This is a genomic window from Paenibacillus sp. FSL L8-0708, assembly GCF_038009325.1.
In the GTDB taxonomy this organism is placed as follows: domain Bacteria; phylum Bacillota; class Bacilli; order Paenibacillales; family Paenibacillaceae; genus Paenibacillus_AQ; species Paenibacillus_AQ odorifer.
This window is the reverse complement of record NZ_JBBPBC010000001.1, coordinates 4,924,261-4,943,018: the sequence shown is the minus strand read 5'-3', so window position 1 is coordinate 4,943,018 and position 18,758 is coordinate 4,924,261. Positions and strand designations below refer to the sequence as shown.

At 42.4% G+C, this 18,758-nt stretch carries 16 protein-coding genes; 9 read left to right on the top strand and 7 right to left on the bottom strand.

Annotated elements, in window-relative coordinates; genetic code table 11:
• The first annotated feature begins 2 nt into the window (after window positions 1–2).
• The 4 genes from NYE58_RS23620 to NYE58_RS23605 all read left to right on the top strand — a co-directional run bounded on the left by NYE58_RS23620 (window position 3) and on the right by NYE58_RS23605 (window position 6,661).
• Window positions 3–1,022, top strand: a complete 1,020-nt coding sequence (locus NYE58_RS23620) for an LCP family protein (protein ID WP_341003142.1) — start codon at window positions 3–5, stop codon at window positions 1,020–1,022.
• Between the two features lie 179 nt (window positions 1,023–1,201).
• On the top strand, window positions 1,202–2,377 hold the full coding sequence (locus NYE58_RS23615) for an MFS transporter (RefSeq protein WP_341003141.1): 1,176 nt from the start codon (window positions 1,202–1,204) through the stop codon (window positions 2,375–2,377).
• A 251-nt stretch (window positions 2,378–2,628) separates the two neighbouring features.
• The gene (locus NYE58_RS23610; protein ID WP_341003140.1) at window positions 2,629–5,799 is read left to right on the top strand and encodes a GNAT family N-acetyltransferase; all 3,171 of its coding nucleotides are present in this window, start codon (window positions 2,629–2,631) and stop codon (window positions 5,797–5,799) included.
• Entirely contained in the window at window positions 5,786–6,661 is an 876-nt protein-coding gene (locus NYE58_RS23605) for an amidohydrolase family protein (RefSeq protein ID WP_076276136.1), read from the top strand. The genes NYE58_RS23610 and NYE58_RS23605 overlap by 14 nt, the downstream gene beginning before the upstream one ends.
• Before the next feature lie 136 nt (window positions 6,662–6,797).
• Here the strand turns inward: NYE58_RS23605 and NYE58_RS23600 are convergent, their stop codons facing one another.
• Entirely contained in the window at window positions 6,798–7,187 is a 390-nt protein-coding gene (locus NYE58_RS23600; protein ID WP_076217867.1) for a hypothetical protein, read from the bottom strand.
• 275 nt (window positions 7,188–7,462) lie between these two features.
• On the opposite strand from NYE58_RS23600, the gene NYE58_RS23595 reads away from it, so the two are divergent.
• Both NYE58_RS23595 and NYE58_RS23590 read left to right on the top strand, forming a co-directional pair.
• Complete coding sequence (locus NYE58_RS23595) at window positions 7,463–7,852, top strand: BlaI/MecI/CopY family transcriptional regulator (RefSeq protein ID WP_076143756.1); 390 nt, start codon at window positions 7,463–7,465, stop codon at window positions 7,850–7,852.
• The gene (locus NYE58_RS23590) at window positions 7,852–9,678 is read left to right on the top strand and encodes a M56 family metallopeptidase (RefSeq protein ID WP_341003138.1); all 1,827 of its coding nucleotides are present in this window, start codon (window positions 7,852–7,854) and stop codon (window positions 9,676–9,678) included. Before NYE58_RS23595 ends, NYE58_RS23590 begins: the two co-directional genes overlap by 1 nt.
• Window positions 9,679–10,349: 671 nt before the next feature.
• Here the strand turns inward: NYE58_RS23590 and NYE58_RS23585 are convergent.
• Entirely contained in the window at window positions 10,350–10,976 is a 627-nt protein-coding gene (locus NYE58_RS23585) for a glycoside hydrolase domain-containing protein (protein ID WP_076190697.1), read from the bottom strand.
• Window positions 10,977–11,230: 254 nt separating this feature from the next.
• Here NYE58_RS23585 and NYE58_RS23580 point away from each other — a divergent pair, with 254 nt between their 5' ends.
• Complete coding sequence (locus NYE58_RS23580) at window positions 11,231–12,349, top strand: copper amine oxidase N-terminal domain-containing protein (protein ID WP_341003137.1); 1,119 nt, start codon at window positions 11,231–11,233, stop codon at window positions 12,347–12,349.
• Window positions 12,350–12,426: 77 nt separating this feature from the next.
• Here NYE58_RS23580 and NYE58_RS23575 read toward each other — a convergent pair whose 3' ends face one another.
• A complete protein-coding gene (locus NYE58_RS23575) occupies window positions 12,427–12,981 on the bottom strand; it encodes a helix-turn-helix domain-containing protein (RefSeq protein ID WP_076190704.1) in 555 nt (184 codons plus the stop codon).
• Between the two features lie 114 nt (window positions 12,982–13,095).
• On the opposite strand from NYE58_RS23575, the gene NYE58_RS23570 reads away from it, so the two are divergent.
• Window positions 13,096–13,677: a LysE family transporter gene (locus NYE58_RS23570; protein ID WP_076276139.1), complete on the top strand. Its 582-nt coding sequence runs from the start codon at window positions 13,096–13,098 to the stop codon at window positions 13,675–13,677.
• A 17-nt stretch (window positions 13,678–13,694) separates the two neighbouring features.
• Here NYE58_RS23570 and NYE58_RS23565 read toward each other — a convergent pair whose 3' ends face one another.
• Window positions 13,695–14,684, bottom strand: coding sequence for a ketoacyl-ACP synthase III (locus NYE58_RS23565; protein ID WP_076276140.1), 990 nt, complete (start codon window positions 14,682–14,684; stop codon window positions 13,695–13,697).
• Between the two features lie 285 nt (window positions 14,685–14,969).
• Here NYE58_RS23565 and NYE58_RS23560 point away from each other — a divergent pair, with 285 nt between their 5' ends.
• The gene (locus NYE58_RS23560; RefSeq protein WP_341003136.1) at window positions 14,970–15,785 is read left to right on the top strand and encodes a CAP domain-containing protein; all 816 of its coding nucleotides are present in this window, start codon (window positions 14,970–14,972) and stop codon (window positions 15,783–15,785) included.
• 425 nt (window positions 15,786–16,210) lie between these two features.
• On the opposite strand, the gene NYE58_RS23555 is transcribed toward NYE58_RS23560, so the two are convergent.
• Genes NYE58_RS23555 through NYE58_RS23545 form a run of 3 tightly spaced genes read right to left on the bottom strand, consistent with a single transcriptional unit; the run spans window position 16,211 to window position 18,755 of the window.
• Window positions 16,211–17,317 carry a GerAB/ArcD/ProY family transporter gene (locus NYE58_RS23555; protein ID WP_341003135.1) on the bottom strand — a complete coding sequence of 369 codons (1,107 nt, stop codon included), beginning with the start codon at window positions 17,315–17,317 and terminating at the stop codon, window positions 16,211–16,213.
• 23 nt (window positions 17,318–17,340) lie between these two features.
• A complete protein-coding gene (locus tag NYE58_RS23550) occupies window positions 17,341–17,583 on the bottom strand; it encodes a hypothetical protein (RefSeq protein WP_076276142.1) in 243 nt (80 codons plus the stop codon).
• Window positions 17,584–17,585: 2 nt separating this feature from the next.
• Window positions 17,586–18,755 carry a Ger(x)C family spore germination protein gene (locus NYE58_RS23545; RefSeq protein ID WP_076276143.1) on the bottom strand — a complete coding sequence of 390 codons (1,170 nt, stop codon included), beginning with the start codon at window positions 18,753–18,755 and terminating at the stop codon, window positions 17,586–17,588.
• Between the last annotated feature and the right edge of the window lie 3 nt (window positions 18,756–18,758).

The following is an 18,758-nucleotide window of genomic DNA, read 5'->3' as shown; positions in this document are numbered from 1 at the left end:
TTATGTCTAACAAACGCAAGTGGACAACAACCCGTAAAATTCTGACGAGCACTGGTCTTGTCTTAGGCGCAACTATTATAGGGATTGGAGTATATGCAGGGTATTTATACAAAAAGACGGATGATGCGATACAGCGTATGGCAGCTCCAGTCACCGTCCAACCCACTGCTGCTCCAGAGGAAAAAAAGGAGACCGTATCGGTTGAACCTATGATTTTTCTGCTTGCCGGGGTAGATAGCCGGGACGGTGGCGGTGGGGTAATGAATACCGATGTTCTGATGCTTGTCAGCTTTAATCCGGACACGAAGTCGACGAGTTTCTTATCTTTACCCAGGGATTTGTTGTTAAAACCTAAATCGTTACCTTCCCGTAAAGCCAATTATTATTATGCTTATCATTACATAAAAGACAAAACAGAGGCTATTCCGAATACAAAAGAGTTTTTCAGCAATTTGCTCGGTCTGCCGATTGATCACATGGTTGTGGTGAATTTTGATGTGTTGCAGGAGACCGTGGATTTGCTTGGCGGACTGACTATAGATGTCGATATGGATATGAAATATACCGATACGGCAGATGGTACACACATCGATTTAAAGAAAGGCTTGCAAAAGCTGGATGGCCAACAAGTTCTTGATTTTGTGCGGTACCGTAAATCGAATCAAGGAACGGCTGAATCCTCCGATTTCCAGCGCAATGATCGGCAGCAGCAAGTAATCAAGCAGATCCTGGATAAGCTAGGGAATTTCCAAGGCGTGTCCCAATGGGGAAATGTATTGGATATCATTGGTGAAAATGTGAAGACGGATATTCCTCAAGCAGATCTGCAGCAGTGGTTATTCAACTTCCCTAAACTTAAACCAGAGCATATTAATTCCTTACATGTGGAATCTCTTTGGAAGAGTCCTTATGTCTATGTGAATAAAGAGGATCTAAAACAAGCACTTACTACTCTGAGTACGGAAGCAGGCGTCAGCTCCGAAAGCTCATTACACTTGGAGAATGTTGGAACGGTGGATTAACATCTATAACCCTGCTCTTAAGAGCAGGGTTTTTTGTTTGTTCTACTATAAATCCCGCTAACCAGTAAAGTAATCCGCTAAGAGGTAGAGGCCTGACTTCCATGCATAGTACCATAAACACAGCGATTATAACGAATCGTATATTGTTTCTGGTTTACTTGAGAGGAGAAGGGGATTTTATGAAATACAGACGGGGTATTATGTTTCTAATCGTACTTACAGGAATGATCTCAATAGCTGCTTTTAATCCGATTATTGGTCCGCTTGCGCGAAATTTGGGGCTGAGTGATTTTCAATCAGGATGTTTAGTATCGGTGGCGGGGTTATGTTGGCTGCTCGGAGGATATTTCTGGGAAAAACAAAAGTTTATGAGCCGAAAGTGGCTGCTTGCTTCGATTATGTTCGTCTATATGGCCACACTCATCATTTTTGCCCTATTGGCTGATTATGCAGTAAATGCACAGAGTAAAGAGAGTTTGTTTTGGAGTTTCTTTTTACTTCGCGCAATCGCTGGCTTTTTCTTTGGAGGAATTCCGGCATTAGCACAAGCTTATGTTATGGGCTGGAGTACAAAAGAAACCCGTACACAAGGAATGGCATTATTTGGTGCGGCCAACGGTCTTGGTTTCGTAGTAGGACCCGCAATGAGTGGAGGAATGGCTTCACTGGGCCTGACCTCACCAATGTACGCGGCAGCTATTTTATTGTTCACCTTGGCTATATTGTTTCTGGTGTTTATTCCTAAAGAAAAGAATATTGAGATTGAGCGGCAGGCGATTTCACTTTCCCCCAATGATCGACGGATACGCCTCTATTTATGGATTGGACTTTTGCTTTCGTTTGCTCTGAATATCGTGCAGGTTACTATCGGATTTTTTGTGCAGGATAGCTTGGGTTACAGTACTCAGCAAGCCACTCAGTTAATTGGAATGGGGCTGGCGATCTCGGGAATAATGGTAGTGCTCTCGCAAATTGTAATCAGTAAGTATCTCAAATGGCATCCTAAAAAAGTGCTGCTCGTAGGACTCTTATTTGTTGCCTTAGGCTTGCTGGGATTGTTATTGTTCATCAGATTTGCGTATGTAGACTTTACATTCTTGGGTATTGGCATCGGCTTTACACTGCTCGGCTACAGTGCGGGTGCTTCAATGGCGGTTCAAGACCATGAGCAAAGAAGCGTTGCTTCCTTTATTGCGGCCCTGCAAGGTGGCGGGTCATTCATAGGGCCAGTTATAGGTACGGCCTTATACACCGTTAATATGGCGCTTCCTTATTCTATCTGCGTACTGTTGATATGTATTGTAGGTCTCGCTAATATGAAGAAAAGAGCGGCGGATCGTGTGGAGAGTTGTTAAAGAAGAAAGGCTCCTCTTAGGAGCAGCTTCAGGCTGTCGAGGGTGACTCGACAGCTTTTTTTGTAGCTTTCTGCTGGCAGTGAGTTTATGTAGAAAATAAGGAGAAAGAGTTTTTTACCTCGTATTGAGCTTCCAGTTAATAGTATAATAAGAACTCGTAGGAGTTATTTCAATATGTTGTAGAGAGGTTATCCACAATAACTTTATACGAATACATACTCATATTTTTTGAGGAATAAGGAGATGAAAGCATGACTGTAAATACTACAGCGGAACAAATCCGCATTATCGAATACGATTCTTCTTATGCTGGGGCGGTCGCAGAAATGTGGAACCGCAGCAACGAAAGCTGGGGCGGAGGCACCAATCAAAGAACTGAGGACAGTGTGCGCCGTGAGATGGAGATCTCGTCCAATCTTAATGCCTTTCTTGCCGTTGATGGCAAAGAGGTAGTCGGCTTCTGCAGCTTCGCCCACTACCGTCAAGATGAAGGGGCTTTGTATGTCCCGCTATTGAATGTACGCCCCGATTATCACGGATACAAGGTTGGCCGCAATCTGATTCTGAACGCTGTTCGCCAAACAATAGAAGCGGGCTGGCCACGTCTTGATCTGTTCACTTGGGCAGGTAATACGAAAGCCGTACCGATGTATAAGAAATGCGGATTTTTTTGGGAGAAAAATGAAGATTACGTCCATCTGATGAACTTCATTCCAACAGTACTGCAAACGGAAGCACTTGCTCCTTATTTTGAAGAACTGGATTGGTATGCAGACAGTACCCGTGAACTTCCCATCCAGCCAGATGGCCGCCAGGAGCGTGGCTTTGATTTCTTTGATTACACTTGGCAAAAGGGAAAACTCTCCTTGCGGGCGGAATTCGAGAAGACTGGCCGCGGTCTGACCGCTCTTGATACACCAGACTATGAAATCTCTACGGAAATTGATGATCATGATCTTGTGTTTGGTTCGACCTACAAGATTCGCTATCGCATCAAGAATCGTTCGACGTCTGAGCTGGCCATTGAGATCGAAGGCCAGAACGATAAAAATATCCGTTTTGCTCTATCTGCTGCGCGAATACTCGCTCCAGGTGAAACGGTTATCGTGGAAGGTGATTTTGAGCTTGATTCAGTTCGGGAAGAGCAGAACGATAAGAAGACACACCCCGTTGTTATGAGCAAGTGGATCATCGGTGGCAAGCGTGCGGAATTCCGCATTGGCGTTGCTCCTAAATTTCCACTCAAAATGAAGATAGCGCTGCCACACCGGGAACTGTATCTGGGTCTTCCTTCGGAACTGTACCTTAATGTGGAGAATAATTTTGCTGCAGAAGCAGAATTTTCTTTTGATTTGCCCGAAGACGAATTCCTCGTCTGGGCGGACCGTACAGTAAGCTTTACTGTTCCAGCTAAGAGTAAGGCTTCTATTCAAGTACCCTATACCCTAAATTCATACGGTCTTTATTCACAGGCTATTGAGGTAACGGCCGTTCCGGTTGGAGAGAAGGCAGTCACCTTCATAAGCAAACTATCCGTTCTAATGAAGGGAACGCATGGCCGCTTTGGCGGGGAAAACGGGGATCAGTGGGTGGCTGTGAATGGCGCTTACTCTATTCATCTTAATAATACCGACAATGGAATGTGGATTGAATATCCCGGCTCGAGCCATAATTTCTGGTTGACCCATCCGAAGTTAGGCAAGCCATTCGCAGAAGAATTCTCTAAGAAACAGGCCAAAGAAGTAAAGATCTATTCTGAAGGGGAGAGCCAGGTTCTCGAATCTCTTTACGAGTCGGAAGAATTCCCGGGTCTTGAGATAAAAAGAGTGGCTAAGCTATTTGCCAACGGAATCGCTGAGTTTTATAGTGAGGTCTGCAATACCAATAGTGATATTCTGGAAGAAGACATGTATCTGTTGACGAATTTCGGCTTTTTCGGTAAACAGCTCATCTTGCCATATCAGGGCCAATACGTGGACATGGGCGATGCTTACTCAGGCGATCCAAGTCTTTGGGACAGTGCACAAATTACGGAGAACTGGTTGTTCTGCAAGGAAGAGAACGTCACATGCGGAATCTGCTGGGATCCTTCGCTAAAATTGCTTCGTCCGGAATACCCGCTTGGGCTGGAGCATAATCTTGGCCGAATCTCCGCTGGAGATGTCGTACGGACAAAAACTATGGTGTTTGCTCTTAACACCTTCCTTAAGTGGTCGGAATTCCGCGCCTTTGCCCTAAAACAGCAGAATTCGGTCATACCGGTGTTGGATGACCATCTTGAGCTAACGCTCGGCGGTGGAAATCCTTTTGCGGCAGGGGCACTTCATGCCGAGCTAATCGAACGAAAGATGACACCGCTTGATGGAAGCCTTGAATTGTATGTACAGGCTGATGGAGAAGAGGAGCGGAGTGTCGCTGAGATGGAGTTGCAAAGAGGACAAAATTTGCACTCCGCTGGTTTTGAACTCTCTACTGAGGATACAGAATCACCAGAACACAACGAATCTGGCCGTAAGGTCCGGGTCGTCTATCGTGGTGAGGATCGCATTCAAGAGCGAACAGGCCTCTGGTTTCCACAAACGGAAACAAGCGTTGTTTGTGGGATAGAAGAAGGACCTGCGGGTCCCATTTACACAGTGAGCAACGGAGTTCTATCTATTGCAGCTGCTCCTGATTTCGGCAGCGTTGTGCATTCCTTGAAGCACCAAGGAGAAGAGTGGCTGGACAGCACCTTTCCGAAAGCTGAACCACGTTCCTGGTGGAATCCTTGGCATGGTGGACTCGGTGTGGGTATATCTGGCATAGGCGGATTTAGCCGGTTGCAGGAGCCAAGAAGCGCAGCTTGGACGGAGCAGATGGATGATCACGGCAACGTCTGGAAGGGATTGAGACTGACCACTTCGATGGAGAAGCAGGAAGCAAACCGGGGGATCACGATCAATCAGCATTACCTTATGCTGCCCGGAGTCCCTGTGCTCTGTGTGTTGATTTCAGTAACCAATGAAAGTGGAATGACGCTGCCGCATTATTCGCTATCCGAGGATAGTTACTTTAAGCCTTCACCAATCTATTCGGAAGGCTGGATGGATCTCCCAGAGGAAGGCAACTTCCCAATCGGGAAGGTCGAAGCCCATCTGGAATCCAAGGGGCTTATCCGAATCGGTGCAACTTCGCGTAAAGACATGCTGCATGTGGTGCATGGTTATCCTAATCAGAGAGCTATGTCTTACGTGAACAATAAGGTATTCACATATGGTGTGAATCACCATCTACTACTTCTGAACGGAGAAACCGCTTGGACACAGCCGACCTTCATGATCATGGGAGAGCTCGCTCTGAATCCAGAGGTAGTTCGTAATCTTATGAAGGTGACCTTTGCTAGTGTTTCTGACAAAAAGGAGACTATAAATGCCAATCATTGATATTCACATTCATCTGTCGGACATCGATAGCTTTCATCAGACAGCACTGGATCTCTCCAAAGTTGATTACACAGCTGCTGGGCTCAAAGCGGAGTTTGACAAGAACGACGTTGTTCTCGGCATTGGAATGGGGGTCACGGAGCAGACGAAGGGAGCTTTCCCTGACTCTGCCTCTCCCAATCCGATGGGACTCGACTTGGAAGCCAGTGTGCCGCCATTCTTAATGGAATGCGTGGGCATTAATCCGAATATGCTCGGAGGAAAGGATGCTTTGGATGAGCTGGACCGAATAGAGGCAAGGCTGCAAGCTCCTGAGGTAGCTGGTATTAAGCTCTATGCCGGGTACTATCATCATTACGTTTATGACAAAATCTACTCGCCGATCTATGAGCTGGCCGCCAAGTACGGCACGCCTGTGGTTATTCATACCGGTGATACGTATTCGATGAATGGATTGCTTAAGTATGCGCATCCCCTTACCGTGGATGAACTGGCGTTCCAACGGCGCGACGTGAACTTTATGGTCTGCCATCTAGGCGATCCATGGGTGATGGATGCTGCCGAAGTGGTCGCCAAGAATCCGAACGTCTATGCCGATTTGTCCGGTCTCGTTGTTGGTGATCGGCCTCATTTTGAGCGGTTCATGAATGAACCCCTGTTTATGGATCATTTTCGCCGGGCGTTGGTGTACTCTGATCACTATGAAAAAATGTTGTTCGGTACCGATTGGCCACTCGCGCCTATTGATCTCTATGCGGAGTTCGTCCGCCGGCTTGTGCCTGAGCAGCACCACGAGAAAGTATTTTATGAGAATGCCTTTGCATTATTCCCACGCATCCAGCAGAGAATTGCAGCACTCTGAGCGGAGCGGGACAGTATATCTGAAGCGCAGGAAAATAATATAATCACGAACAAGCCATCCTTAGTTAGTACTAAAGGATGGCTTGTTTTTACATTTGTGTGATAATCATGCTATTTTTAAATCGAGTTTCCAAATTTTAATCTTCCTTTTCTTTACTTAACAGATCAGCTAGCTCAACCGAATTCTTATTTCTTAAATCCAGCATCTTTTCGCTATTGCTAGCTTTAATCAGGAAACCATCTTTCGTTTTAAAATCCATATAAAGGCTGAATCCGGCCACCTTTGAATTAGCGTAAGTAACAGTCATTCGATAAGTCGGTTCACCCACATCAACAGACCCGCGTACTTTTTTTACAGTTCTTATAGCATCTTCGAAGATTTGAAGGCTTTCACGGTCAGTATAAGTAATTTCTGTTGTTTCGGATGCAAGATACACACTTACGATCTTTTGCGTGGGTCTGACTAATACAAATAATAAAATCAGTAAAATTATCAGTGAAAATGATAGAATACTAAATTTTTTCATAACCTACCTCCTTACTTAAGAATAATGCAGACCAATCACTTAGTTTCCAAAATAGTTATAAATTTCAGCTGAGTGTGCGTTGCTTATCTCATTGTTGGAATCTTATAAAAATTCCTAGGGTTCTATTTATTATTTGCTAATGGACTTGGGAAACCTTTATTAAAATAATAAACGTCTAAGAATGTATACATATTTTAGAAATAATGTGCTTGCTTTTTAATTACACGTTTGTATAATGAATGTATTACACAAATGTATAACAAGGAGAAATATGGATGAATAACAAAATCAAACGCTTGCCAGATGCTGAACTGGAAATTATGCTGGTGATTTGGAGAGCCGAGAGTTGGGTTAGCTCCTCTTATATTTTGAATCAACTGGGGGATAAACGTAAGTGGGCGCTTGCAACTTTGATGACAGTGCTGTCACGGCTGGTTGAAAAGGGCTTTCTATCTTGCGAAAAAGAAGGGCGGAGCAACCGTTATCTCGCTGCAATTTCTGAGACAGATTATAAAGAGAGCGAAGGGAAGTCTACGCTTGAAAAGCTGTTTGGCAACTCTGTGCAGGATATGGTGATGTCCTTATACAACGGGAAGGCGATTGATAAAAGCGATCTTGCTGAGTTGCGGGAACTGCTCGATAGAGTAGATAAGGAGGAATCCTGATGATAACAGGTCTTTTTACAGATTTTCTGGTTATTTCTGTGACCCTTAGTTTAGTTATTATCGGCTTAATCACATTAACTCCCTTGTTAAGAAAACATTATTCGGCTAAGTTGAGCTATTGGATATGGTTGATCCTAACCTTGCGATTATTGTTGCCATTCAACTTTTCCTTTACCAATCCTCCTGTGGCGATTCAGCTACCCGAAGGTCAGGCCATAGCAACTGTCTTTCAAAGCTCAGTGTCCCAGAATTTGCAGGCGGATACGCCAGTAATCTCTCAGGCGGTCCAGACAGGGGATGTAAGCCATATCCCTTCTATAATTAATATTTTAGCTTACATCTGGGTTACTGGCGCTGTGCTTTTTATAGGGTATCATTTGCTGAGTTATTTCTTTTTCAGGAAACAGGTGTTACGTTGGAGCAGCCCTCTTCAGAGAGAGGATATGTTCGTCAAGCTCAAACAAGTCGCTAAAGAAATGCATGTAACAACCGCCATTCCGGTTCTGATAAGCAGTAAAGTTCCGAATCCGATGCTAATGGGTTTTTATAATCCAACACTATTCTTGCCGCATGATCAATATAGTGACGAAGAGCTGGAGTTTATCTTAAAACATGAGCTGGTCCATTACAAAAGGCATGACATCATATATAAGCTACTGCTACTGATTGTGCAGGCACTGCATTGGTTTAATCCATTGGTCTGGTTCATGGCACGCGAAGCTGTCCGCGAAATTGAAATTTATTGTGATGACACCGTTGTACGTAAGCAAAATGCGGCATATCGAAAGAAATACTGCGCAGCCATTTTATCGGTTATGCAAAGTAATGCTACACGGCATGTAGCTTTATCAACGAATTTTGCAGGAGGAAAACACTCGATGAAGCAGCGATTTGGCAGTATTTTAAATATGAAAGAAAAACGAAATGGAGTAGGCGCATTTCTTGCGGTCTTAATGGTGGTTGGTGTAACAGCAGTGCTAGCAGCCTGTACGAACCTAAACGGCCAATCTTCAGATACCGCGCTCAAACCAGGTACTATTTATTCCTACAGCTCTAGTGGCGAACAAGTGGTTGTGCATGACGCTGGGAATGCGTATTCCATGGACGAGGATGGTAATGTCTCTGTCTCCTATCGGAAAGGGGAGATCCAAGCGCAAACGCCTTTAAAACTTGATACGACTGGAACAGAAATGGGGATGGGGAGAGCGGATACCGGATTTTATATCTCCGAGGACAAAACTGCAATTGTATATGGATTTGCGGATGGTAAAGAATCCCCTCTACATGTATTAATCAGTGATGACATGGGGAAATCGTGGAATAACTACAACATTGCAGGTGCAAAGGGTTATGACGCCAAGTTCATCGGGTTTACCGACAAACAAAATGGATGGATCGTCTCCGGAGGTTCTTCAGGCGTGGGACGCTCATTAAATTATGTATACCAGACCTCTGACGGCGGGAAGACATGGACGGAGCTTGGAAATCCTAACGATTTATACGCGGAAAGTTTAGCCGGGGCAGGGTTTTCTAACAAGGATATCGGATTCTTAGGGTTCAGATATTATGAAGATAATGGGCCTGTTATTTATTGGACCAAAGATAAGGGGCAGTCATGGGAAAAGCTCGTGGTATCCCTTCCGGAAACCTTTAATGAATATCAAAAAACGCCGCTTTCACCTATTTTTAATGGAAAAGAAGGATTGTATCCTATTCTGCTCAGCAAAGAGGGCAACACTGTAGGTACCATCTATCTGTCGAGTAAGGACAACGGCCTGAAGTGGACGTATGATCCAGCATATGATCAAATGGGCGATTCTAAATAGAAGCAAGTGGAGCAGGGGGTGATCTACAAAGATCTCGCCCCTTTTTTATATGGAGAGCGGACGAATTTAATATGTAGCGGCTTTTAATTGTATTTTGTACAGCTATTTTCGCTCGAAAAACTCGCTCATGAAGATAGTTGTATTTTGTACAGCTATTTTTTAGTTTTTTGCCGCTAAAGCTGATAACTGTGATTTTTAATTGTATAGAATACAGTTAAAGTGAGAAGTTAGCCTTTTACAGACGAAATAAGTGTATAGAGTGCAGTTATCTCATAGGTTGCATAAAGTTACAGCGATAAAATATACGGGGAGAGGATAGCGGAAGCAAGCTGCTGTCAGTGAAGAAACCAAGCTGCTATCAGTGAGGAAAGCGAGTTGCTGTCAGTGTGGAATGGATGCTCGATCGTAATTCGGCTGGACATTGGAAAATTCTATGGATTTTTCTCCGAGGGTTGCCCAAAGAAGACATTAAAGTCGGATAGCTACGATTTATGAATATCTGCTTAAACAAACCGCTACAAACCAGAAACACCAGGCAGAGCTTCTCCAATAATCGGATAATCCATGCCTGGTTGTCTTTTTACTATTTTTATAATAACGAGACTTTATTTGAATCTATCATCATCTGCTTTAGTATAACGCCGCCTCGTCACCGATAAAAGTCGAATAAATTACTTTTTCCAGCCTCCACCGCTATGTGAGGAGGACTCTACATAGTCTACGTTGATTTTGCCGGTGCTGGTTCCTACCTCAGTGTTGAAATTATATTGTCGCAGGTTCCAATCCTCGAAGGTTCCCTGCCAGTCATTATCTACGATGAAGGTGTAACGTGTTGTGGCGGAATTAGTGCCTCGAATATGAGAGCAGACTGCTCGTGATCCGTAGATACCCATTTTATAACCTTTGGAATTTTTAGTACTGCTGTCTAGCACTGATTTTATGCCTTGAAAATAAGGTACTATATTGTTTGTGATTTCGGTAGAGGTCATATCGCGGTCTATCGCAAAATAAATCGGAGTGCTGCTGGTTTGTCCCAAATCACTTGCTAAGCCTACAGCCGTTTCAGCATCTTTAACCCCATTGGCTTTCGTAAAATGATCGAGCGATTTGCTGATTTGATAAAGGGATATGATATATAATCCCCCATCTGAAATCCGTGTAATCTCAGCTGAGGTGAGACCATCCTGGTATCCTTCCACGCGATTTAAATATCGGCAAACGAATGTGAATTTATTATTTTTAAGTGTAGTTAATCTTGCTGCTGTTACATTTGTAGCAGTATCACAACCTAAAGCCATTGTAATTGCCTTCTTTCAATTATTTTGTTTAAGGTTTGGCGCCAACCTCCCTATCAATTTATGAGAAAACTTTCACAGATTCTTGGGGGAACAACGAAATGAGAGAAAAAGAGGCAGATGAGAGGGTGAATAGAAGGAGAGACTTTGATCTTAGAATTTACTATTATTGTTAACTTCTAGGAACCTTTGGAATTAAACTGCGTCTATACCCTATGAAGAATTTATGATTTTCTAACATGGAGGTTGATCAAGATATGGATAAAAGATGGTTGCTAGCTCCAATACTTGTTGCATCATTGCTTGCTGCTCCAGTTGCGAATGCGGCATTGCCCGCTTACTTCACTTTCATTATGGATGGAGGCGGGAAAGGTACGAGCGCTGCACTAGTAAAGGATGGGATTACTTATGTTTCAGCCAGTCACTGGGAAGCGGCAGGACTTAAGGTTGTATGGGATAAATCGCATCAAAGAGCGGAGTTTACTGGATGGGGAAAAAAGATAGCCGTTCGTATTGGAAGTAAACAGGGGGTCCTTGATGGTAAATTGGTAAGTGTAGAAGGTGTTCCTTTTGAAATTAATGGTCAACTCTATGTACCTGCCCGTTTTCTTGTAAATTCATTAGGAGGAACAACGGTCAGCTGGGATGCGACGAAGAGGATATATACAGCAACTGGGCTATTGAACTATGCTAGTGCCAGCGCACAATTTGCTGGATCTACTTATACAGTGGATAAAAAAACAGGGGGTTTATATCTAACAGATTCCGCAGGACAAACTCGCTTGCTAACGAACCTTGGTTCGCAGTTATTCGATGCTGTTCAATTCGATTTTCAGAAGACGCCGAAAGGTCTAATCTATCTAACCGTAACAGATGTTTACGGAGAACCACATATCAATAATAAATGGTATACGATGATTATTAAGGATGGAATGGTCATTCGGCACGCAAGTGTAGGGTACCATCTTCGTTATGGTGACAATGTGAAAATAGCTGGCGATCAGCTCCTGCTTACCAATGGGAAAATATTACGATTAATTGAAGATGGAACAGGGAACGTAACGGAGACGATTAATCTGAACACCCTAGGTGGTAATTCGGGTAATTATTTAGTGGAGGGAATGGACGAGGATTTTCTGCTGATTCGGTCCAATCAGCAAGGTTTCCTCATGATGATAGATCGTAAAACAGGTGCCAAAACATTGTTGTACAAGGCACTTCTTGACGTAGAGCAGCAAAAATATGCCGAAACAAACGACCTTCCTTTTTTTGGAGACAATCTGAAATTCCTGAAAAGAGAAGGGGATGCCCTGCTTTTTAATAATGAATATGCAAAAGACGGTAAGGTTTATAAGTTAATGCTGGACGGTTCATAATGGGGAGGCTGAGCGTTATCTCCGCAGGTTATCATAGTAAGATTTGATCCCAAGGTTTAAGAACCTTGGTTTTTTTGCTAACTAGAATAATATAAGATCATGCTTAAACGGGTCAATGATTGTCCTGGATTATAATATACATGGGGTTTGTCTGCGTTAAACGTGATAGAATCACCAGATTTTAATAGATATTCATTATCATCGACACGCAAAGACAATTCACCATCAAATACAGTGATTAATTCTTCAGTTCCTTCCATATGTGGATTGGCATCATGGTATCCACCCTCGTCTATCTCCACTGTATAACCCTCAAATCGTTTGCTTTCATCGAATGGGAAAGAGGGATACACCCGATATTTTCCGTTGTCTTCAAGCAGTGGCTGAATTTCATTTCTTAATACGACTCTTGTGTCAGGCTTTGGGTAATCTATCAGCGCAGAAAATGAAGTTTTTAATCCATTGGCGATCTTCCAAATGGTTGTAATGGTAGGTGCCGATTCGCCTCTTTCGATTTGACCAATCATTGTTTTGCTTACTCCTGTTAATTCAGCCACCTTTTCCAGGCTTAAATCTTTACTTCTTCTAATCTTTTTTATATTCTCCGCAATGATTTGATTTATCTCTTCCACGGTAATTCTCCTATCCCTATTTACTTTATAACGACCAGGATATACAATAAAACGCACATAAGGACGTTATAGCGTCTGATAAATACATTATAACATACAACGAGGTGTAATTCAGTGATTGTTTCTTTGTTTTTATATGCATTTGTGGCTAGCTTTACTCCGGGACCTAATAACATTATGGCAATGACTTTTGCAAACCAGTTTGGTTTACGAAAAACAATGAGATTTTGTTTAGGAGTGGGCACAGGTTTTTTCGTGATCATATTGTTATGTTGCTATTTTAATATACTTCTGATCAATTTTATCCCTAAGATTGAATCTAGTATGGCTGTGATAGGCGGAGTCTACATGTTTTATTTAGCATTTAAAATTATTACAAGTAAACATCAAGAAAGTGATGGAAGTGGCGATAAACACAACAGTTTTATTGCGGGTATGCTTTTACAATTTATTAATCCTAAAGGGATATTATATGGAATCACAGTTACATCTACATTTATTCTTACCTCTCATTCTTCCTATTTTAACTTATTGAGTTACTCTATAGTCTTAGCTTTCATCGGTTTTATGGGCACTTTTAGTTGGTGTTTATGTGGTTCTCTTTTCAAAAAGATGATATCTAGATATAGAAGTCAATTTAATATACTTATGGGATTGTTGTTAGTGTATTGTGGAGTTTCGATAGTGATAGGATGAATGAATGGAGCCCCATGTCAATAACGCCATAACATTGAACCGGCTTGATAACCTGACCCCAATGTCCAAAATAATAAGTTGTCGCCACGTTTGATCAAACCATGTTCAATAGCACAATATAAGGCCAGAAAGGGACTGCTTGTGCCTGTATAGCCATATTCGTCGGCTACATAAATAATTTTATGTTGATCCAGGTTCAGCTTAACTTGAAGTAATTTAATATTAGCCAATGTAAATTGTGAAAAACAAAAAACTTGTATATCCTCGAATGTTAGGTGATGTTTGTTTAATAATTCAACAATAGATGCTTCCGCAAATCGTACACTGTCTATTCCGCTGAATCTCCCCCAGTGTAAGTAGCGGTGTTCAGCCCCATCACGCAAAGACTTAGCCAATCCTTGAGCGGGGTACACAATTTCTTCTGTAAAACGGCTGTCCGAAAGATACCTTACGTCAATTAATCCACTCTCTGAATGATCTTTTTCTAAAATGAGGGCTACGGCGGCATCGCCAAAAATTGAATATGTTATTGGATGTGAAGGATCAGCCCATAAATTTAAAAAATCCGAACCGATAACCAACGCTCTATCTCTATCAGGATCATCGTATAAAGTACGAGCAGCCTGTTCAACCGCAATAAACATTCCTATACAATTACCATTCAAGTCATAGCAAAGCGTATCATCTTTACCTTTGATAGCTTTGTGAATAAGCAATGAATTCGTAGGTGATAAATATTCCGGAGTTGAGCTGGAAAAAAGAATCAGGTCTATATCTGCAGATTTCAATGATGCAGCATCAATTGCCTGTTGAGCGGCATTAATCGCCATCGTCAACGAGTTCTCCTTCGTTCCTTCAATAACATGGCGGTTTTTTCTGCCTGTCTTTTTAAGAATCCGCTTAATATCTATACCTTGCTTTTGAAAATGGTCAATAAAATATTGGTTGTTAATCACTCTTTCAGGACAATAAATGGAGACTTGTTTTATCGAGATACCTTCTAACATAGCATGATCACTCCTTGTAATAATTTTGCAATCACATTACATTAAGTAATCTAAAAGTATCTATTTACCTAACAACGCCTGCTCATTTCTATAAGCTTGTTTGTCCAAATCTTATTTGATGTTATACTTTATGATCTTAACAAAGCATAACATTAATTAGCAAAAAATTCTATAATTTACTATAAATGTAACTATATCGACGCATCTAAAATATCCACTAAGATTAAGTCCACAGCAACCATGTTGCGAGTGGACTTTTTTGCTTTTTATATTTTTGAATTAGGGATGAATAAATCAGGGGTACTTTACAAAAACTTTATTCGATTAAGTCACTACTTTGCCAAATCAGGAGGGGTTCTAATTAAACCATTTATCGTAATAGTAGCGCTATTACTCGTTACTGCTTGTTCGGGTAATCACTCGGCCAACAACCAAATGACAACTCAACAAACGAAGGTTGACAATCATGCTCGTAAAACTGCCTCAAGTTCAACTTTAACGCAAGCATCTTCCATTTCCACGGAGAATGCAGGGAATTCAACAATTAAGACTAAACAAGTTCCTGGCGATGTAACGAAATGGCTGGATGGGTTCATCCGTACCAATCCACCTACAGGAAGCACAACAGATCAAACAACGTATCCGCAGCAATCGGCCAAACCACAATATTCTGCAAATCCGCAACATTCTGCTGTCCCACAGAAGTCTGCAAATCCACAACCATCCACCAATACATCCCAATCGGTACAGCAAGTATTGGATCTGGTGAATAAAGAAAGAACGAATGCAGGCTTGAAGCCTCTTAGCTTAAATAGCGAACTTTCGAAAATGGCTTTGGCTAAAGCGCAGGATATGTATGACAATAACTATTTTGACCATCAGTCTCCAACGTATGGATCTCCGTTTGATATGATGAAAGCATTCGGGATCTCATACAATTCAGCAGGGGAAAATATCGCCAAAGGTCAGTCGAGCGCAGAAGAAGTAATGAACCAATGGATGAACAGTCCTGGTCATCGTGCCAACATCCTGAATAGCAGCTTCACAGAAATTGGAATAGGTTACTATAACAGCGAGTGGGTTCAAGAATTTATTGGTTAGAGCGAGTAATGTAATAAACTTAACAGGGGTGTCCTAATAAGCTAAAGGTGGCTGTTGGGCATCCCTACTTTGCTTCGTTTGATCCAATAACAATTGTACAGACCAAGCCCATCGGACACAGCTGACCTTAAACGCGTCATTGGTCCATATTTTGCATCCTAGCGGACTGTATAGCAGCTATTCCCACAAAAAAACACTCAATATGAGTCTTTTTATATGAGATAGCGTCAGTGGAGTCCGAAACTCTGCTCCACAGGCCAAAAAATTGGGAATAACGTCTTCTGGGTCCGGAAATCTCAGAATCTTCAATCGCGATGGCAAGCAATTATGTAGAGTAATACTTTTACTGGCGGGCTGGATTCAAGAAAAGAAGAAGCTGAAGTCTGCGAAATGAGATAGGGGATATTGAATCCGTTTAGAACGGGTTATTTTTTGTGTTGACTTATATGATAACGAATAAAAGTGACTAATAGAATCAGAAGAAACGGCAGGATGTAAGCTAGGTTAGTGATCAAGGGCCATGTAGTATTCACGATTTCCTCAAGCTCAGACTCCTGTGAGTAAGTCGTTACAGATAACAGCAGGCAGACAAAAGCAAGAGGGAAAACAATTAAGCGTTCATCCTTCAATCTCAGAAGCTCCTTTAGTACTTTAATAAGAATAAGCAGCAGGATAGAAGCCTTGAAATAGAACCCGATAATGAGTGAAAAACCAATCACGGATTCGATTCTTTCAATGGTTTCCTGAAAATAAATGAGTCTCGCCAACTGATATAATGAATATTTCAAGCTTCCGGACAGTGGTCCCAATACCATAATACTGCTAATGACAGAAGCAATTAACGTCAGGGCATTGATGATGAGTGCAAGATACATCTGTTTTCCCAGTTTAGAATTGTCTTCTTTACGCACGAACGGTAAAATCATCGAAAAAACGATAAGCTCGGAATAGGGAAAGCCATAGACTACATATGCAGCACTTAGGATAGGCCTAAATCCATCAGGCATGATGGGCAGTAGGTACTCGGGATGATACAACCCTGCTACGAGTATCCAGACTAAGATGATAAATCCGAACATTAGTGACATTAGGACGGCTGCCATGCGGGCAATCACTTCAATTCCAGCTAGAGCTGTCATCGCAATGGTAATAAAAAACATGGTATTTACAGCGTAAGTGGGCGTTTCTTTTAACATCGTGCTTTTGAAAAAGGTTCCGATCTCAATTACAATTCCAGCGACATTCCAAAACAGTACACAAGTGAAAGGAATAAGGAGGACGAGGGTCAGTCCGTTTCCAAGTACGGAGCGGCTTTGTTCCACAAGCGAAAGATCTGGCGCTCGTCGGTTCAAATATAGAATACCGGAAAGCAGAGCCATTCCTATGGCCGAGGCGATTAAGAGGGATATCCAGGCTCCGTTGCCGGCAAAGTTAGTTAGTGACGCAGGGACGATAACGATTGAGGAACCGGTCATAAAGAAGAGAAACAGCATGGACATTTGGATCGAACTAACACGTTCTTGCTTATTCATACGTTCCTCCTCATTCTTTAAGCTTATGAAATGGCAGGGTTGATCCAATGGACGATGTGCTCAGCTGGAGCCGTGAATAAATTGAAGATGGAATCTAAATTGGGCCATGGCTTAGCTGCAATAAAGATAAATCCGAGATAAAGTACGGGTAGTAATAATACTCCATAAACTACTCGATCGCGGATGGAGGCTTGCTTAAACCTTGGGATGTCATGGGTTAGCATAGCGGAAGCTAATAAGAGGACGCAGATTATTTTTCCCACCATAGCTACTTCTCCTTTGTTCCAAATATTGTGCCTGAGTTCATTCCAGTGCTTAACACTTTGACATCAACGTTGATATCGAACTGAGTCTGGGCGAATGTATCCTTCCATTGAGGCTCTAGTTGTTTCCACAGCTGCGGATTTTTCCGGTAAATCTGATTGCCAATTCCGAGTGCGTCGATCTTTTTTGTTTTCAAAAACTTGGTTGCATGCTCAACCTGTTGTTCAACCTGAGTTATGATACGCTGCTCAAAAAGCTTCATGTCCTTATTGTTTTTTAAATGTGAGCAACGTAATTCTCCGATCATCCCTTCAATAGCAATGTTTACACCGACGGACACAGAACCGTTTTTTACGATTGGAGTAAGCGTACTGTTGAAGGTAAGCACTTCAAGCGTTTCTTTTTTCCGCAGCGGTACTTCGGTCTCATCCGGGCAAGGAAATTCTAGTACTCCATAGATATATCTATCCGTCAGCATCATGAATGCTTCTGTATCCTTCTCCTTTAGAATGTCAATCATTTTACCGTCATGAATTACAGCCAGCCCAGATATCAATGGTTTATGATCCAAACTGGAATTATGGAGGTAAGGGATGATGGAAGTATTGGAGGGGCTACACATTTGTATAGCCAGCTCATAGAGAGGAATCTTGGAAGTTTTTGCGGCATATAGAGCACCGCTCGTCTCCATTCTCTTATACTGTTGACCAATGGTCTGTTCGATAAACGGGTTGATATCTAAAAATGGTGCCGCAGATTGCTCAGCGATGAGAGGAAGAACAGTACCACGCGGTTCTTGATCCCTGGAGAAAAAATCAAGTACCTCCCGGATGTTCGAGGTTCTGGCTAGTTGCTCCCCGATTAATATGACACGCATATGATCCCATTTGGCTTTTCGGCCAAATTTTGCCGGGATCTCCCTTATTGCTTCAAAAAAGGTTTCTCCACTCGTAACAATATTAATTCCCTTGGACGCTGGATCCCCTGCTTGTCCCATTTCTATTTTGGTGGAAGGATTATAGAAATGTGTCGTGATTACAATCCGATTGTCTTCGCTTTGGTCAATGGCGACCGCCTGCACATACCCATACTCGTCCAATTCTTTATTATCCCAGCATCCGCTAGTTAGAGTGAGTACAAGAAGGGAAATTAGTATGGTAGTAAGCCGCTTCACTAT

What these genes read in the sequence shown, in the direction of transcription:
- NYE58_RS23565 (WP_076276140.1), bottom strand. Translation starts at nt 14,684, where the DNA reads ATGTTAGAAGGTATCTCGATAAAACAAGTCTCCATTTATTGTCCTGAA.
- NYE58_RS23610 (WP_341003140.1), top strand. Translation starts at nt 2,629, where the DNA reads ATGACTGTAAATACTACAGCGGAACAAATCCGCATTATCGAATACGAT.
- NYE58_RS23580 (WP_341003137.1), top strand. Translation starts at nt 11,231, where the DNA reads ATGGATAAAAGATGGTTGCTAGCTCCAATACTTGTTGCATCATTGCTT.
- NYE58_RS23550 (WP_076276142.1), bottom strand. Translation starts at nt 17,583, where the DNA reads ATGGTGGGAAAAATAATCTGCGTCCTCTTATTAGCTTCCGCTATGCTA.
- NYE58_RS23560 (WP_341003136.1), top strand. Translation starts at nt 14,970, where the DNA reads ATGAATAAATCAGGGGTACTTTACAAAAACTTTATTCGATTAAGTCAC.
- NYE58_RS23595 (WP_076143756.1), top strand. Translation starts at nt 7,463, where the DNA reads ATGAATAACAAAATCAAACGCTTGCCAGATGCTGAACTGGAAATTATG.
- NYE58_RS23605 (WP_076276136.1), top strand. Translation starts at nt 5,786, where the DNA reads ATGCCAATCATTGATATTCACATTCATCTGTCGGACATCGATAGCTTT.
- NYE58_RS23555 (WP_341003135.1), bottom strand. Translation starts at nt 17,317, where the DNA reads ATGAATAAGCAAGAACGTGTTAGTTCGATCCAAATGTCCATGCTGTTT.
- NYE58_RS23585 (WP_076190697.1), bottom strand. Translation starts at nt 10,976, where the DNA reads ATGGCTTTAGGTTGTGATACTGCTACAAATGTAACAGCAGCAAGATTA.
- NYE58_RS23615 (WP_341003141.1), top strand. Translation starts at nt 1,202, where the DNA reads ATGAAATACAGACGGGGTATTATGTTTCTAATCGTACTTACAGGAATG.
- NYE58_RS23620 (WP_341003142.1), top strand. Translation starts at nt 3, where the DNA reads ATGTCTAACAAACGCAAGTGGACAACAACCCGTAAAATTCTGACGAGC.
- NYE58_RS23600 (WP_076217867.1), bottom strand. Translation starts at nt 7,187, where the DNA reads ATGAAAAAATTTAGTATTCTATCATTTTCACTGATAATTTTACTGATT.
- NYE58_RS23590 (WP_341003138.1), top strand. Translation starts at nt 7,852, where the DNA reads ATGATAACAGGTCTTTTTACAGATTTTCTGGTTATTTCTGTGACCCTT.